This is a genomic window from Endozoicomonas elysicola (genome assembly GCF_000710775.1).
Lineage (GTDB): Bacteria > Pseudomonadota > Gammaproteobacteria > Pseudomonadales > Endozoicomonadaceae > Endozoicomonas > Endozoicomonas elysicola.
In genome coordinates, this window is record NZ_JOJP01000001.1 from 5,014,280 (window position 1) to 5,029,526 (window position 15,247).

At 46.9% G+C, this 15,247-nt stretch carries 11 protein-coding genes, 1 tRNA gene and 2 rRNA genes; 6 read left to right on the plus strand and 8 right to left on the minus strand.

Going from position 1 to position 15,247, the window contains the following annotated elements; all coding sequences use genetic code 11:
- Positions 1 to 11: 11 nt before the first annotated feature.
- From GV64_RS21065 to GV64_RS21075, 3 genes are read left to right on the plus strand one after another with little or no spacing between them, the layout of a single operon-like run.
- Positions 12 to 2,282, plus strand: coding sequence for a nitric-oxide reductase large subunit (locus GV64_RS21065; RefSeq protein ID WP_020583206.1), 2,271 nt, complete (start codon positions 12 to 14; stop codon positions 2,280 to 2,282).
- A 4-nt stretch (positions 2,283 to 2,286) separates the two neighbouring features.
- Complete coding sequence (locus GV64_RS21070) at positions 2,287 to 2,727, plus strand: hypothetical protein (protein ID WP_152554147.1); 441 nt, start codon at positions 2,287 to 2,289, stop codon at positions 2,725 to 2,727.
- Positions 2,724 to 2,996 (plus strand): DUF1971 domain-containing protein, encoded by a 273-nt coding sequence (locus GV64_RS21075; RefSeq protein WP_020583208.1) that lies wholly within the window; start codon positions 2,724 to 2,726, stop codon positions 2,994 to 2,996. Before GV64_RS21070 ends, GV64_RS21075 begins: the two co-directional genes overlap by 4 nt.
- A 17-nt stretch (positions 2,997 to 3,013) precedes the next feature.
- On the opposite strand, the gene GV64_RS21080 is transcribed toward GV64_RS21075, so the two are convergent.
- Positions 3,014 to 3,727 (minus strand): glycerophosphoryl diester phosphodiesterase, encoded by a 714-nt coding sequence (locus tag GV64_RS21080; RefSeq protein WP_020583209.1) that lies wholly within the window; start codon positions 3,725 to 3,727, stop codon positions 3,014 to 3,016.
- Positions 3,728 to 3,982: 255 nt separating this feature from the next.
- On the opposite strand from GV64_RS21080, the gene GV64_RS24040 reads away from it, so the two are divergent.
- Positions 3,983 to 5,557, plus strand: a complete 1,575-nt coding sequence (locus GV64_RS24040; protein WP_020583210.1) for an FGGY family carbohydrate kinase — start codon at positions 3,983 to 3,985, stop codon at positions 5,555 to 5,557.
- A 36-nt stretch (positions 5,558 to 5,593) separates the two neighbouring features.
- On the opposite strand, the gene GV64_RS21090 is transcribed toward GV64_RS24040, so the two are convergent.
- Positions 5,594 to 5,669: transfer RNA gene (locus GV64_RS21090), tRNA-His, on the minus strand.
- Between the two features lie 197 nt (positions 5,670 to 5,866).
- Here GV64_RS21090 and GV64_RS21095 point away from each other — a divergent pair.
- Positions 5,867 to 6,865, plus strand: coding sequence for a caspase family protein (locus GV64_RS21095; RefSeq protein WP_020583211.1), 999 nt, complete (start codon positions 5,867 to 5,869; stop codon positions 6,863 to 6,865).
- Here GV64_RS21095 and GV64_RS21100 read toward each other — a convergent pair.
- The gene (locus GV64_RS21100; RefSeq protein WP_020583212.1) at positions 6,851 to 7,783 is read right to left on the minus strand and encodes a DMT family transporter; all 933 of its coding nucleotides are present in this window, start codon (positions 7,781 to 7,783) and stop codon (positions 6,851 to 6,853) included. The genes GV64_RS21095 and GV64_RS21100 overlap by 15 nt on opposite strands.
- Before the next feature lie 149 nt (positions 7,784 to 7,932).
- On the opposite strand from GV64_RS21100, the gene GV64_RS21105 reads away from it, so the two are divergent.
- Positions 7,933 to 8,880 (plus strand): LysR family transcriptional regulator, encoded by a 948-nt coding sequence (locus GV64_RS21105; RefSeq protein WP_082210311.1) that lies wholly within the window; start codon positions 7,933 to 7,935, stop codon positions 8,878 to 8,880.
- A gap of 13 nt (positions 8,881 to 8,893) precedes the next feature.
- Here GV64_RS21105 and GV64_RS21110 read toward each other — a convergent pair whose 3' ends face one another.
- The 5 genes from GV64_RS21110 to GV64_RS21130 form a co-directional block, all read right to left on the minus strand.
- Positions 8,894 to 9,634 carry an ABC transporter permease gene (locus GV64_RS21110; protein ID WP_020583214.1) on the minus strand — a complete coding sequence of 247 codons (741 nt, stop codon included), beginning with the start codon at positions 9,632 to 9,634 and terminating at the stop codon, positions 8,894 to 8,896.
- 21 nt (positions 9,635 to 9,655) lie between these two features.
- Positions 9,656 to 10,387, minus strand: coding sequence for an ABC transporter ATP-binding protein (locus GV64_RS21115; RefSeq protein ID WP_020583215.1), 732 nt, complete (start codon positions 10,385 to 10,387; stop codon positions 9,656 to 9,658).
- 8 nt (positions 10,388 to 10,395) lie between these two features.
- Positions 10,396 to 11,466: an ABC transporter substrate-binding protein gene (locus GV64_RS21120; RefSeq protein WP_026258344.1), complete on the minus strand. Its 1,071-nt coding sequence runs from the start codon at positions 11,464 to 11,466 to the stop codon at positions 10,396 to 10,398.
- A gap of 485 nt (positions 11,467 to 11,951) precedes the next feature.
- A 5S ribosomal RNA gene (gene rrf / locus GV64_RS21125) occupies positions 11,952 to 12,067 on the minus strand.
- 123 nt (positions 12,068 to 12,190) lie between these two features.
- A 23S ribosomal RNA gene (locus GV64_RS21130) occupies positions 12,191 to 15,080 on the minus strand.
- Between the last annotated feature and the right edge of the window lie 167 nt (positions 15,081 to 15,247).

A 15,247-nucleotide genomic window follows, 5' to 3' on the forward strand; every position in this document is an offset into this window, starting at 1 on the left:
AGAGGTCAGGTATGTCGCAGGTTGATCGCAGAGCTTGGCAAGTACTGGGGATCGTCTTTATTGTCTCATTTGCAATTCTGTTATGGCAGGGTCAGGCGATCTACCGTCACGCTCCCCCTATCCCGGATAAAGTAGTCAGCATCAACGGTAAGCTTTTGTTTACCAAAGAGGATATTTTACAGGGGCAGCTGGTATGGCGATCTATTGGAGGCCATGAAACCGGTTCTATCTGGGGGCATGGAAGTTATGTCGCCCCTGACTGGAATGCAGACTGGCTACATCGTGAAGCATTACAACTGCTGGATGTTTTCGCCTTCAAGGACTTTAACCAGACCTATCAATCCCTGCCAGAGCATCTTAAGGCCTCCGTAAAAGCAAGAACCCGGGAGTCCATCAGAACCAATACACTGAACTCGGAAAACAGAGTGATCACACTATCTGCTGAACGCACTGAAACCACCGAAGCTATGTCTCACTATTACCAACAGCTCTTTGGTAACAACCCTGAGTTCCAGACACTCAGGGAACAGTACGCCATTCGTGAAAACCCCATAGAAAATGCCAGTTACAGAAGACAACTGACAGCATTTCTATTCTGGACAACCTGGGCCACATCCACCAATCGACCCGACAGCGATATCACCTATACCAGCAACTGGCCTCATGAACCCCTGATTGATAACACTCCAGCTGGAGCCCTGCTTGGCTGGTCCATTTTCAGTATTGTATTGCTGATAGCCGGTATTGGCGCCATGGCGTGGCATCATGCCGCTACGGTCAGAAACGAAAGCTTACCAGCACCCCCTTCCAGTGACCCTCTGGCTCAGTCCACGGTGACACCTTCAATGATGGCTACACGGAAGTTTTTCGGTACCGCCATTGCACTGTTTGTACTTCAGATCATCCTTGGAGGAGTCACCGCCCATTATGCCGTAGAAGGTCAGGAGTTTTACGGCATCAATCTCAGTGAGATTCTTCCTTACGCCATTACCCGAACCTGGCACACCCAGCTGGGACTTTTCTGGATTGCAACAACGTGGCTGGGTACCGGGCTCTATTTTGCGCCTTTACTGTCAGGCGCTGAACCACGGTATCAAAAGCTTGGGGTTAATCTGCTGTATGGTGCACTGCTTCTCGTGGTCACTGGCTCCATGGCCGGAGAGTGGCTAGGGGTAGGGCAATACTTCAATCTGGATATGAATTTCTGGTTTGGCCATCAAGGGTATGAATACGTTGACCTTGGCCGGTTCTGGCAGATAGCGCTGTTTACCGGGCTTCTACTGTGGCTGGCACTGGTTACCCGGGCAATAATCCCTGCGCTTCATCGCAACGCCGGTGACAAACAGGTGCTCTGGGTATTTTTTCTCTCATCCATTGCCATTGGCCTGTTTTATGGAGCCGGTCTGTTTATGGGAAAACACACCCATCTGGCTCTGGCAGAGTATTGGCGCTGGTGGGTAGTTCACCTCTGGGTTGAGGCCTTTTTTGAAGTCTTTGCCACTGCCGTTATTGCCATTCTTTTTGTCCGGCTTGGGTTAATACGAACACAATCAGCCAACAGCGCTGTTGTTTTTGCCACTACCATATTTCTGGTGGGCGGTATTATTGGCACTCTTCATCACCTCTATTTCGCGGGTGTGCCTACCTCCGTCATTGCCTGGGGTGCCAGTTTCTCAGCTTTGGAAGTCGTTCCTTTGTGTCTGATTGGACTGGAGGCTTATGAAAACTACCGGCTCCGAAAAGCAGCTACGTGGGTAAAAGCCTACCAATGGCCCATTCTTTTCTTTGTTGCCACCGCTTTCTGGAACTTGGTCGGTGCCGGTGTATTCGGTTTCCTGATCAACCCCCCCATTTCGCTTTATTACATCCAGGGCTTGAACACCACTCCACTTCACGGCCATACCGCACTGTTTGGTGTCTATGGCATGCTCGGCATTGGTCTTCTATTAACCTGTATGAAAAGACTTGCCAATCCTGCCTGCTGGGATGATCGACTATTAAAATGGGCATTCTGGAGCCTTAATGGCGGGTTGGCGGCAATGGCATTAACCACCCTCTTGCCCATTGGGGTTTTACAGGGTATCGCCAGTGCAAGTGAAGGTTACTGGTATGCACGATCACCAGAGTTTATTCATCAACCCATTATCCATACGCTTGTCTGGTTAAGGATGGTGGGAGATATCATTTTTGGTATGGGAGCACTGGCTCTGGCCGGGTTTATGGCCAAACTCGCCCTTGGACAGAGAAAGTTCAATGCTAACAATATGGCGATGGATGAGTAACTCGATGAAGAGCAATTCTACACACATGGCCATGCTGTTACTGCTGATATGGGCAGGCATGATACTGGGTATTTCTTTTCTGGCTACCCCGGTGAAATTTACAGCGCCCTGCCTGACTCTTTCGGTCGGCGTCGATGTTGGGCGTCATGTCTTTGCCGTTTTTGACAAAGTTCAATGGCTCATTATTGCGCTGCTCGTCCTGGTGTCGCTCAGATATTCACCCAGCGGTATGATTCGGTGGCTAGCGCTCATCGTTTTTATGCAGATCATGCAGTCTGCGTGGCTGCTTCCCATACTTAATCAGCAGGCACTTGACATTATTGCCGGACAAAAACCGCAAGTGGGTCATTTTCACGCCATTTATGGCGTCATTGAATTGTGCAAACTATTAACAGTACTAGCGCTTGCCTGGTTCCTGCTATCTCTTGAGGAGTGTAACTCGTGAACACACTACCTGAGCACGTATCCGCTTATAAAAAAACCAAACTCTTTACTTCAGAGTGCTGCCCTGCAGCATTTATCAAAGAACACTCGACAGCAGAAGGTGTTTGGGGCGTTTTGCATATTACCAAAGGCGGCCTGGTATTTTGTGATGATGAAACCGGTGAAGACACATCACTTACCGAAGGAGAGCAAGCTGTGATTGCTCCAGCCATGCGACATCATTTGAAACTGGAAGGCTATGCTGAGTTCTTTGTTGAGTTTTATCGGTAACAGTTGTCTCAATGCCTTCAGTTATCCTGCAACGGGAAATCCGAGAAAACTCCATCAACACCATAACCCATAAGTTGTCTGGCAAACGTCAGCGAGTTAACCGTATAGCAGTAGAGTTCATAGCCTTTGGACTTCACTCGTGAAATCTGTCGTTTTGAAGTTCGCTTACTGTTCAGGTGGATGGTTACAGCATTGACCCTCAATGCTTTCTTGCGCCAGTTCATTGGCAGTCGTTCAAACAAACAGCCAACCTGAATATCGGAACGGTCTGAAAAACTGACCAGTGCCTGATAATTAAAGCTGGAAACCAGAAGCCTATCTTTTGGAAATCCAACCTCACTAATGGTCTTTAATACCGTTTCTACTAACTTGGATTCTGAACAGCCATTGGTTTTCAATTCAAGATTCAGACCGAGCCCAAGCACTTTAATCAGTTTAAGTGCCTCTCCAAGTTGAGGAATCTTCTCACCTGAAAATTGGTTAGAGAACCAGCTGCCCGCATCGACTGTTTCCAGCTCAGAGTAGGTTAACGACTTCAACCGACCTTTTTTATCGGTTGTGCGGTTCAGTCGACGGTCATGAAAAAGCACAGGTGTACCATCACTAAGTAGAGTAACGTCCACCTCTACCCACTTCATCCCTTGCTCAGCAGCCAATCTAATACCTGCCAGCGTATTTTCCGGAGCCTCTCCCGCCAGACCTCTATGCCCGATTACCCTGTTCATGCGCATGAATTATCTCACCTTACTGGGAGCCTGTCGGACTTAACACTGGCCTACTGCAAAAAAGCCGGATTTGGCCAGTTTTTATGCTGCTTTTCGTTGAATAGAACCACCATTCGCCTCAAATCAGCATAAAAACTGGCTCAAACCGGACTTTTTCTCGCTACGGCCGGTTAAGTCCGGCAGGCTCCGAACCAGAACCTAACCAAATGCAGGAACAGAGCTATTCTTATCCGAGACACTGTTCCAAGGACATTATCACAGATGCGGCCAGTTTTACTCAGTATTGATGTAGGCACCCACAGTTTGCGCAGCGCTTTTGTTTCATTGGAAGGGCATATCCTTGCCTATGACGAAGAGCCGCTTCTGATCTGGAAAACCGCCAGTACCATGGAGTTCTGTTCAGATAATATCTGGGAAGCCCTGGTAACCAGCGTAAATCGATTAACCGCTGAACACCCACTGAATCAAGAGGATATTAAAGGGATAGGTATTGATACAACCTACTCTCTGGTTCTTCTGGATGAACAGATGTTGCCTGTCCACCTGCCCGGGAGCCATCGTGCTAATACTTTTGGCTGGATGGACAGTCGGGCCAGTCAACAGGCAGCGGTTATTGCCAGAGACTACCCGGGACTATTTGCTCATGCGGGTTCAAGAATCAGCGCCAAGAGTAACTCAAGCAAATTACTGTGGCTCTTCCAAAGTGCCCCGGAAACTTGGCAAGCCGCAACCTGCATCCTCGATCTCTATGATTATGTGACCTGGAAGTTAACGGGTTGTGTGACCAGAACACCCACTTCAACCAGTCAGATCTTTACCAGGGATGCTGCAGCTAAACTGAATATTGAAATTGAAGAGCGATTTGATGGTGAATCGCTTGAGATCGGAGCTGCTATCGGGGGAGGCCTGTGCAAAAGTGCAGCGGATCAACTAAACCTCAAACTGGGAACCCCTGTTTCCACAGGGATTATTGATGCTTATGGAGGAACTCTCGCCACCATACTGGCCGATAATCATCAGAACAGCCAGCAACCACTGGGCTGCATTACCAGAAGAATCAGTTTTATCGGTGGAACCTCATCCAACTATGTCACCTTCAGCAAGGGCATGTTAACCAGCAATGGTGCAGATGGCCCATATCCTTCAGTCCTTGAAGGCTACTCGTTGATATATGTCAGGCAAACCGCGGCTGGAGCCTTCATTGATCACATCATCACATCACACCCGGCTTACAGCTCAATTTATGATATTGCTGTCAGCCTGGGTATTGGGGTTCATGAGTACCTTAACCAGATTCTCTATGAGCTGGCTGGTAACAATAGATCGGAATACGCTGAAGATGTAAGCAAACTGACAGCGCACCTTCATATGCTCCCTTACTTTGACTCACCTGAAGTTGATCAACCACAGCGGGGCATGATTACCGGCCTGTCCCTGGATAAAAGTCACCAGTCGCTTGCAGTGTTGTACCTTGCCAGTATTCAGGCCCTGGCTCTGGATGCTCGCTATCAGTTAGAGAAGTTAAAGAAAGCCGGATATAACTTTGAACTCTTAATGCCCACCGGGGGGTTGGCAAAAAACAAACTACTGCTGACTGAACATATCAATATACTCAATATGCCAGCAGCCATTTCGGAAGAGAGAGAAAGTATGCTGCTTTCCGGAGCTATCACTGGATCTGTAGCCGCGGGGATACACAACAGTATTGAGGACGCCATGAGAGCCATGAGTCGCTACCACGATATGATAGAACCTAACCAGCAACTGTTTGATTTTTACGAAGCAAAATACGACACATTTATCAAAATGCAGAAATGCCAGCAGTCGTGGAAATAATAAGAATCGGAGATTGAACAAGGAAGGAAATAAAGATGGGGTGGGCGAAGGGGCTCGAACCCTCGACCGCCGGAATCACAATCCGGAGCTCTGCCAACTGAGCTACGCCCACCATCTAGACCTGACTCAGGAAGAAGAACCTCATCCCTCACCAGACGCGGCTGATTATAAGGAAAGCTGTTCAGCATGCAAGCATGATCCGATGTTTTTTTCTGCGATTTACCACTATATTTCAATGTGCGTCTGCTAACCTGATTATCTTTACCCCATCACTCACCACCTCTCAAGCTGTTAAGCATGAGGCATACCATGCTCACTTCCTGTATAGCTCGAATTCAAAAATCTGTATTCGGCACAATCACACTGCTCGCCTGTCTGCTATTAACACTGTTATCCCCGTTAAAAGCCCATAGCTCTTACAATTCAAGTTTTGGGGTTAATCAGACGGTTTGTTATGACAACCAGTGTCCGCTGGATACCGACTTCTATTTTGAGTTTGAAAACATGCATCTGATCAAGGGACTGTTTACCGGGCAAAACTATGATCAGATCCCTGAGGTATCAACACTAAATGGCTGCCGTAATGATGCGTGGAACTTTTTTAACTGGGCCGCTATCAGCAAGGGCATCCCAGCCACTTCTCTGAAGGTGCGAACTGATCGATTTGGCCCACTCAGCAAATCCATCGTCCTCTCGGAAATTGAACGTCTGGCAGAGCAAACCCATAGTGAAGCTGGACCTCATCGAATTATGATCAGCTTCAGTGGGCATGGTACCCGTAGAGCTGATACCAGCGGTGATGAGTTAGATCAAATGGATGAACTGATGGTCTGCGGTCGTGATATTGTTTCAGATGATGAACTTCACCATGCCTTCAAACGCTTTCACAAGAGCACTAGACTTTTGGTATTTGTTGACACCTGCCACTCCGGAAGTATGTTTGATTTACCCTACCGGTATCTATACAACACGCTGCATCCGGATATTGTCGAAGAGATTGATACAGGAAGGGACAGGGATATTCCTGCCTATATGATGGTCATTTCCGCCAGCCGCGACAGAGAAACCGCAGCAGATGCTTTTTTGCCAAGCCCTGACACTATTTCCTGGAGTAGTCAGGGAGACTTCAGCAACCGGATGATCAAGACCTTAAAAGAAGTTTATTACCATAACCTCTATGTCAGAAATATTCCGGCTCTGCTTCGTGACCAGAAACTGCATGCCGAGATCAAATACAACCTGAATCAGCATGCAGTGCTTTCAACCAATTTTCGTCTGGATAAAGACCTGAAATTATTTGGCTGGTAGCAGCCCCTCTGCGGAAGCTTCTTCTGGTTCACTTGACTCACTGCCTTTGGAAGACTTGCCGGTAAATATCTGGTTAAAGGCCACTGCCATCATAATGGTGGCAAGGGCTGCCCAGGAATGAACTGACAGAGCTTCACCATTGATGGTCGCTCCTAGTAAAACACCAATCATGGGTACCAGATAATTATTCAGTGAAGCAAATACCGGTCCTGCATCACGGATCAGCATCATATACAGGAAGTACACGAGGCCAGCACACAGAGTGCCCAGGTATGTCACTGCCATCAGACTGGATGCTGTTGGTGTAATTTCTGTGACCGGAGCCACAAGCATGGCAAAGAGAATGATCTGGACTGAAGCACTGCCAAGAACATTTCTGGCAATGATCAGTGGATGTTCGTTTTCCACCCCCTTCAATAATAAAAGGGCAACGGAAAAACAGGCTGAAGCAACGATAATGGCGCCCGCAGCCATCAGATTAGTAGTGCTGCTGCCTGACATCAGTTCAGGGTAAAACAACATCACCAGACCGGAGAAACCTAACAGTACACTACCAATACCTGCAAAAGTGATACGTGCACCTTTTATAACCAGAGGAGCCAGGATTACCGTAAAGAATGGTATGGTGCCCATCAAAATTGCCGCAATCGCTGTATCAAGGTATTGCTGCCCCCAGGCAACCAAAATAAAAGGAATCGTCGCTTCCAGCAGCCCAATCAGGCTGAACTTAAACCATTGGCCGCCGTTGCTTTTAATCCTCATCACCTGACAAATGATAACCAGAGTCAGGAAGCCAATCAGCGAACGGCCAGCCCCTACCCACACAGGAGAAATATCAGCAACCGCCATTTGCTGAAAAATGAACTGGGACCCCCAGATAACTCCAATACCGAAGAGAAAGAGGTAATTTCTTAACATCTAAATATCTCGCACAAGCGCCTAAAGTCAAAATTGCGCGAACTTTATACAACTGTCATCTATTGATACAATGAAACCTCATCATCCAGCCATGCATTCTATCGATACTTCATACTCAACCAATCCTCTTCATCTACTTTGTACATACTATGAGTGACCTGAACCGTATTGATTTGAATCTATTGAGAGTTTTCGACCTGTTGATGCTAGAAAGAAGTGTCAGCCGAGTTGCGCAGAAGCTACACTTATCACAATCTACTATAAGTCATGCCCTTTCCCGACTTAGACGACAATTCAATGATGAGCTTTTTATCCCGGTATATGGCGGGATGGCTCCAACCGAACAAGCCAAACTGATCTCACCATCGGTTAGACAGGCAATGCTCCTGCTGGAACAGAGCATAAACAATACCCCGGTTTTCGAACCTGCCCACAGCAAAGCCAAGTTTCGTCTTGCTGGGGGAGACTATGTCGAACTCGTCTTATTACCGGTTCTCATGGAGCGGATAGCCCTGCTGGCCCCTGATATTAAAATCGAGATTGAAGGTCTGAAAGCAACGGATTACTCAAGGGAACTGGAGTCTGGAGCCATTGATCTCGTTATTGGTTTTGAAACACTGGGACGGCTGGCAAAATCATTAAGAACCACCAGTATTATTACCGAACAGCTCGTTGTGATAGCGCCTAAGCCAATAGATAATGTCCAGGAAATGATTACTGCTGATAACATGAAGCTCTTAAAGTTTATCTATCCATCAACCTGGGGTCATTCACAGGCACTTATGGATGAATGGTGTCAGCAGCAGGGCATTGAACGAAATATTGCCATTAAGACATCTGGTTTTGTCGCCGTTCCCGTACTTATGGAAAAGCTTGGCCTGGTGACTGCTCTACCTTCTGCCATTGCCCGATATTATGAACAGCAATTTGGCTTTATTTACTACCCAATCGCCAGCAGTGAACTGACTTATCGCCATCTGCTGGCCTGGCATCCACTGAGAGATAAAGATCCCAGCTTGGTATGGCTCAAGCAGCAGATAATTAAAGCTGCTGAAACTATTGAATCTTATGATGCAGCCGTATCGGGAAGGTCATAAGGTCTGTTGACGTTTACTCCTGCCAATAGAGCACTTTCTTTTCAAGAGCAGCCCATAGGCCAAACAGTATTAAACCAAAAAGAGATAGAACCAGAACGCCTGCCAGCATTTGATCCATCAAGGCCATTGCCCCTGCCCCGAGAATAAAGGCACCAATACCATAATTGGCACCAATCATTTCCGCAGAAACCAGTAATATTAATGCAATGGCTGTTGTCAGTCGGCAGGCAAGAAACAGAGAAGGTAAAGTGCTGGGTATCACTATTTTGTATAATTGTTGTGCTCTTGTAAGCCCAAACACCGTTCCCATCTCAATCAGCTTGGGTGATACAGAACGTACCCCTTGAAGCATACAAAATACCGCAGGAAAAAATACACCTGAAGCAATGGTAGCTATTCGGGCACCTTCTCCAACTCCCAGCAAAATAATAAATACAGGTAACAGCGCAATTTTGGGAATGGGAAACAGTAGCGCAATCCATGGCAACCCCAATCGATAGGCATACTCAAAAAAGCCAAGAAAGATTCCGGTTATTACTCCACAAAAAATACCGATAAACCAGCCAGAAAAGAAAATAAGAAGTGAACAGCAAACATGTCGGGAAAAGTCTTGAGAAAACAAAAGCTCAACAAGCGCTTTCATAACAGAATATGGGCCAGGTAAGAGATTACCGCTTGATATATAAATCGCCAGTTCCCATACCACACAGCCAGCCATAATACTTAATAATGATAAAAGCGCATTTTTAACCATGAAAAGCAAACTCTGAATCAACTACGATGCGACATGCTTAAGTGTCGAGTCGACATAACTCTTCAGGGTTTTCCACATCTCATCGCAAAGGGCTTTCTCTCCAGAGTGTTCTATATACGACTGAACGTTAATGATTTTAAGACAAGTTGCTGGGCTTGAGCTCAAAAGCACAACCTGATCCGCCAGATCAATCACATCCTGAAACTGATGAGTGGCGATCAGTGTTGTCACTAATATTTCATCTTTTAGCTGTTTGAACTCTTCAACCAGTAGCTGGCGAGTTTGCCCGTCGACAGCAGAAAATGGCTCATCCATCAACAGCAACTCAGGCTTTGAAACCAGCGCCCTTGCCAGGCCTACTCTTTGCTGCATTCCACCAGATAGCTGAAAGGGATACATTGCGGAGCAAGAGCTCATATTGACTAGACAAAGGGCAGAGTTAATAAGCCCATCTTTATCTGAACGGCTACCTCCAGATCTGGCTAACCCTACTGCCACATTTTCATAAACATTGAACCATGGGAGAAGCCGGTAATCCTGGAAAACATAGCTGATCGTATCTCTATGAAAATCAGTGTTGATAATCCCTGAGGATGGTTTAATCAATCCTGAGATCAATTTAAAAATCGTACTTTTCCCACAGCCAGAAGGACCGACAATGGCCGTTACTCTATTATTCACAAAGTTCAGGCTCAGTTTTTTTATAATCTCAGCATCAGAGTAGCTGAAGGTAACATCACGAAATTCCAACACAACAACGACTAGCCTTTCTGAAGGGGCTTTATTAATTCATCATCGATTACGTTCAGAAGATTAATCCCCTTTTTAACCATATTATTATCCTGATACCATTTTATCTGTTTTCTTATACTCTCTGTATCCAGCTCACCATTTGCATCTATATACACAGGGTATCGTATCACCTCTTCTGCATTTAAAGCCGGCTTGATAAACTTGCCAATTGTAATAGCACTCTTAACTTTCTCATTTTCAAAATCACTAGAGCTATCGTGACTCTCATTAATAAAATACTTTCGATAAAGCCTTGCAGAATCCAATGATGCAGCCAGAAACTTTTTCACAATTACTCTTCTGCTTTTTAATATTTTACTGGAAGCAAATATACCAGCTATCTGCCAAGGAGTTTCATCGCCAACATAACCAATGATATGACCCTGACCTGAACCTTCTAATTGATGAGCAATATATTCTGGTAGAACAACACTGTCGATTCTGCCACTGGCAAGAGCCGATTTCATAGCAACAATTGAACCAAGGGGAATCAGCCTTTCCTCTTTTAATAAGCCCAGATTATATTTCTCAGAAAGCATTGCCATCATGTAATGGGGAGTCGAGCCAATATCCGTAACTCCAAAGCTGACGTTTTTCAATTCTGAGGGATGGCGAATACCACTATTCCAGAGCTTATTGGAAATCAAATATGCGTTAGCAGGCCAGCCTTCTCTCTCACGAATACTGCCAGCAATGACCTTCAATTTATTCTGCCCAGCAAGATTGTATAGCCCTGCAGTTATACCTGCCACACCAATATCCGCCTGACCTGATGCAACAGCAATCGCAACTTGCTGAGCTGTTTCAAAAGTGATCACCTCAAGGTTTATCCCATGCTCCTGAAAAATACCATGGTCATGACCAAGATGGAGGACAGAAGCTGACCCTAAATTAAGAACGCCTAAACGCACAACCTGCTCTTCTTTAGCCGCCGTCATTGGCAAGAATCTAACGACTAAATTGGCCGTTGCCAATAGCATCAGCGGAAAGAGAATCAGAGCAATAAAACTAACAGAGTTTACTGTCCTAAAGAACATCATTCATTGTGACTGCGTAATAGGTTAAGAAACAGGGTTAATTGACTTCTAAGCAACTTCCTTTCAGTACTTTAATCTCGATTAAAAATAATTATAAGGCCTTGAATACAGACAACTATGATAGTTTAACCGATAAGTTCAGGCTATTTATCCACCAATATATTCAAACAAGATCTATTAAATTTATTATGAATCCCATAAAAATATTTCCGAATTCCTATCCGTTTTCTCCTAAAAAAAGACCTCATCTGGATCCACAACATACCCTGCGAGCATTCATCCAGAATAACTAATATGCGTTAACTCTACACCCTTCCTGTAATTTTGTTGCCAACTTTGAGATCAAGAATTCTAATTGAGTAATATTGATGAGCCTGATCATGAGTATCTTCAACATGTTTGCCGTGATCTCATTTCCCTTTCTGTAATTTTTTACCACACACAGCAAAAACCCCGACAGATTGCTCTATCGGGGTTCTCTAATTGGTGCCTGGCGATGACCTACTCTCACATGGGGAAGCCCCACACTACCATCGGCGATCGGTCATTTCACTGCTGAGTTCGGGATGGGATCAGGTGGTTCTAACCTTCTATGGTCGCCAGGCTTAACTGGTTGAACTCAAAGCCTATCGGCTCTCAGTTCCGGAATCCTGTCTTAAGCTGCTTCTTGCTTCACACTCTTGCGTATGGCTATGTATCTCTACACTCTAAATCGCTTTGGCGTTATATGGTCAAGCCGCACGAGTCATTAGTATTGGTTAGCTCAACGCCTCACAGCGCTTACACACCCAACCTATCAACGTCATAGTCTTTAACGGCTCTTCAGGGGCATCTAGTACCCAGGGAAGTCTCATCTTGAAGGGGGCTTCCCGCTTAGATGCTTTCAGCGGTTATCCCGTCCGAACATAGCTACCGGGCAATGCGTCTGGCGACACAACCCGAACACCAGTGGTCCGTCCACTCCGGTCCTCTCGTACTAGGAGCAGCTCTTCTCAAACTTCCAACGTCCACGGCAGATAGGGACCGAACTGTCTCACGACGTTCTAAACCCAGCTCGCGTACCACTTTAAATGGCGAACAGCCATACCCTTGGGACCGGCTTCAGCCCCAGGATGTGATGAGCCGACATCGAGGTGCCAAACACCGCCGTCGATGTGAACTCTTGGGCGGTATCAGCCTGTTATCCCCGGAGTACCTTTTATCCGTTGAGCGATGGCCCTTCCATTCAGAACCACCGGATCACTATGACCTACTTTCGTACCTGCTCGAGATGTACCTCTCGCAGTCAAGCTGGCTTGTGCCATTACACTAACCGTACGATGTCCGACCGTACTTAGCCAACCTTCGTGCTCCTCCGTTACTCTTTGGGAGGAGACCGCCCCAGTCAAACTACCCACCACACAATGTCCCCGATCCCGTTTCAGGACCTGGGTTAGAACCTCAATATTGCCAGGGTGGTATTTCAAGGATGGCTCCACGCAAACTGGCGTTCACGCTTCAAAGCCTCCCACCTATCCTACACAAGCAACATCAAGATCCACTGTGAAGCTGTAGTAAAGGTTCACGGGGTCTTTCCGTCTAGCCGCGGATACGCTGCATCTTAACAGCGATTTCAATTTCACTGAGTCTCGGGTGGAGACAGCGTGGCCATCGTTACGCCATTCGTGCAGGTCGGAACTTACCCGACAAGGAATTTCGCTACCTTAGGACCGTTATAGTTACGGCCGCCGTTTACCGGGGCTTCGATCAAGAGCTTCTCCGAAGATAACCCCATCAATTAACCTTCCGGCACCGGGCAGGCGTCACACCGTATACGTCCACTTTCGTGTTTGCACAGTGCTGTGTTTTTAATAAACAGTCGCAGCCACCTGGTATCTTCGACCAGCCTCAGCTTACGGAGCAAGTCCGATCACCAAAGCCGGCGCACCTTCTCCCGAAGTTACGGTGCCATTTTGCCTAGTTCCTTCACCCGAGTTCTCTCAAGCGCCTTGGTATTCTCTACCTGACCACCTGTGTCGGTTTGGGGTACGGTCCCTTCTGACCTGAAGCTTAGAAGTTTTTCCTGGAAGCATGGCATCAATCACTTCAGCTCCTTAGAACCTCGTCATCAATTCTCGGCCTTGAGGACCCGGATTTGCCTGGGTCCCCAGCCTACGATCTTAAACGCAGACAACCAACGCTGCGCTGACCTAGCCTTCTCCGTCACTCCATCGCAGTCAAAAGGGGTACAGGAATATTGACCTGTTTCCCATCGATTACGTCTTTCGACCTCACCTTAGGGGCCGACTCACCCTGCGCCGATTAACGTTGCGCAGGAACCCTTGGTCTTCCGGCGGGGGAGCTTCTCACTCCCCTTGTCGTTACTCATGTCAGCATTCGCACTTCTGATACCTCCAGCATACCTCCCGATACACCTTCAACGGCTTACAGAACGCTCCTCTACCGCACGTAATAAATTACGTACCCGTAGCTTCGGTGAACAGTTTGAGCCCCGTTAAATCTTCCGCGCGAGCCGACTCGACCAGTGAGCTATTACGCTTTCTTTAAAGGGTGGCTGCTTCTAAGCCAACCTCCTGGCTGTCTGGGCCTTCTCACATCGTTTCCCACTTAACTGTTACTTTGGGACCTTAGCTGACGGTCTGGGTTGTTTCCCTTTCCACGACGGACGTTAGCACCCGCCGTGTGTCTCCCGTGATTGCACTCATTGGTATTCGGAGTTTGCATGGGGTTGGTAAGTCGGGATGACCCCCTAGCCCAAACAGTGCTCTACCCCCAATGGTGATACACGAGGCGCTACCTAAATAGCTTTCGAGGAGAACCAGCTATCTCCGGGCTTGATTAGCCTTTCACTCCTATCCACAGGTCATCCGCTAGCTTTTCAACGATAGTCGGTTCGGTCCTCCAATTGATGTTACTCAATCTTCAACCTGCCCATGGATAGATCGCCCGGTTTCGGGTCTAATCCCAGCAACTAAACGCCCTATTAAGACTCGGTTTCCCTACGGCTCCCCTATACGGTTAACCTTGCTACTGAAATTAAGTCGCTGACCCATTATACAAAAGGTACGCAGTCACCTAACAAGTAGGCTCCCACTGCTTGTACGTACACGGATTCAGGTTCTATTTCACTCCCCTCAACGGGGTTCTTTTCGCCTTTCCCTCACGGTACTGGTTCACTATCGGTCAGTCAGGAGTATTTAGCCTTGGAGGATGGTCCCCCCATGTTCAGACAGGATTTCACGTGTCCCGTCCTACTCGATTTCACAATAATTGGCCTTTCGTGTACGGGGCTATCACCCACTATGGCGACACTTTCCAGAGTCTTCCACTAAACCAAAAATTGCTTAAGGGCTACTCCCCGTTCGCTCGCCGCTACTGGGGGAATCTCAATTGATTTCTTTTCCTCCGGGTACTTAGATGTTTCAGTTCCCCGGGTTCGCCTTCCAAACCCTATGTATTCAGGTAAGGAATACCAACTTGTGTTGGTGGGTTTCCCCATTCGGAAATCTCTGGATCAAAGCCTGTTTATCGGCTCCCCAAAGCTTATCGCAGATTACCACGTCCTTCATCGCCTCTGACTGCCAAGGCATCCACCGTGTACGCTTAGTCACTTGACCATATAACCCAAAGCAATCTAATAAATTAGATGACCAGGGTTGTTATGAATCGCATAACTACCTTTAACGATCAAATGAATTCATATTGCTATGAATCCATCGCCATACACATTAGCAATGATCTTTCGATCATATACTTGAGAGTGTCTCAGCAAGAATTTTCATTA

Coding starts and splice junctions, on each gene's coding strand:
- GV64_RS21100 (WP_020583212.1), bottom strand. CDS start 7,783: ATGTTAAGAAATTACCTCTTTCTCTTCGGTATTGGAGTTATCTGGGGG.
- GV64_RS21095 (WP_020583211.1), top strand. CDS start 5,867: ATGCTCACTTCCTGTATAGCTCGAATTCAAAAATCTGTATTCGGCACA.
- GV64_RS21110 (WP_020583214.1), bottom strand. CDS start 9,634: ATGGTTAAAAATGCGCTTTTATCATTATTAAGTATTATGGCTGGCTGT.
- GV64_RS21065 (WP_020583206.1), top strand. CDS start 12: ATGTCGCAGGTTGATCGCAGAGCTTGGCAAGTACTGGGGATCGTCTTT.
- GV64_RS21080 (WP_020583209.1), bottom strand. CDS start 3,727: ATGCGCATGAACAGGGTAATCGGGCATAGAGGTCTGGCGGGAGAGGCT.
- GV64_RS21105 (WP_082210311.1), top strand. CDS start 7,933: ATGAGTGACCTGAACCGTATTGATTTGAATCTATTGAGAGTTTTCGAC.
- GV64_RS21070 (WP_152554147.1), top strand. CDS start 2,287: ATGAAGAGCAATTCTACACACATGGCCATGCTGTTACTGCTGATATGG.
- GV64_RS24040 (WP_020583210.1), top strand. CDS start 3,983: ATGCGGCCAGTTTTACTCAGTATTGATGTAGGCACCCACAGTTTGCGC.
- GV64_RS21120 (WP_026258344.1), bottom strand. CDS start 11,466: ATGATGTTCTTTAGGACAGTAAACTCTGTTAGTTTTATTGCTCTGATT.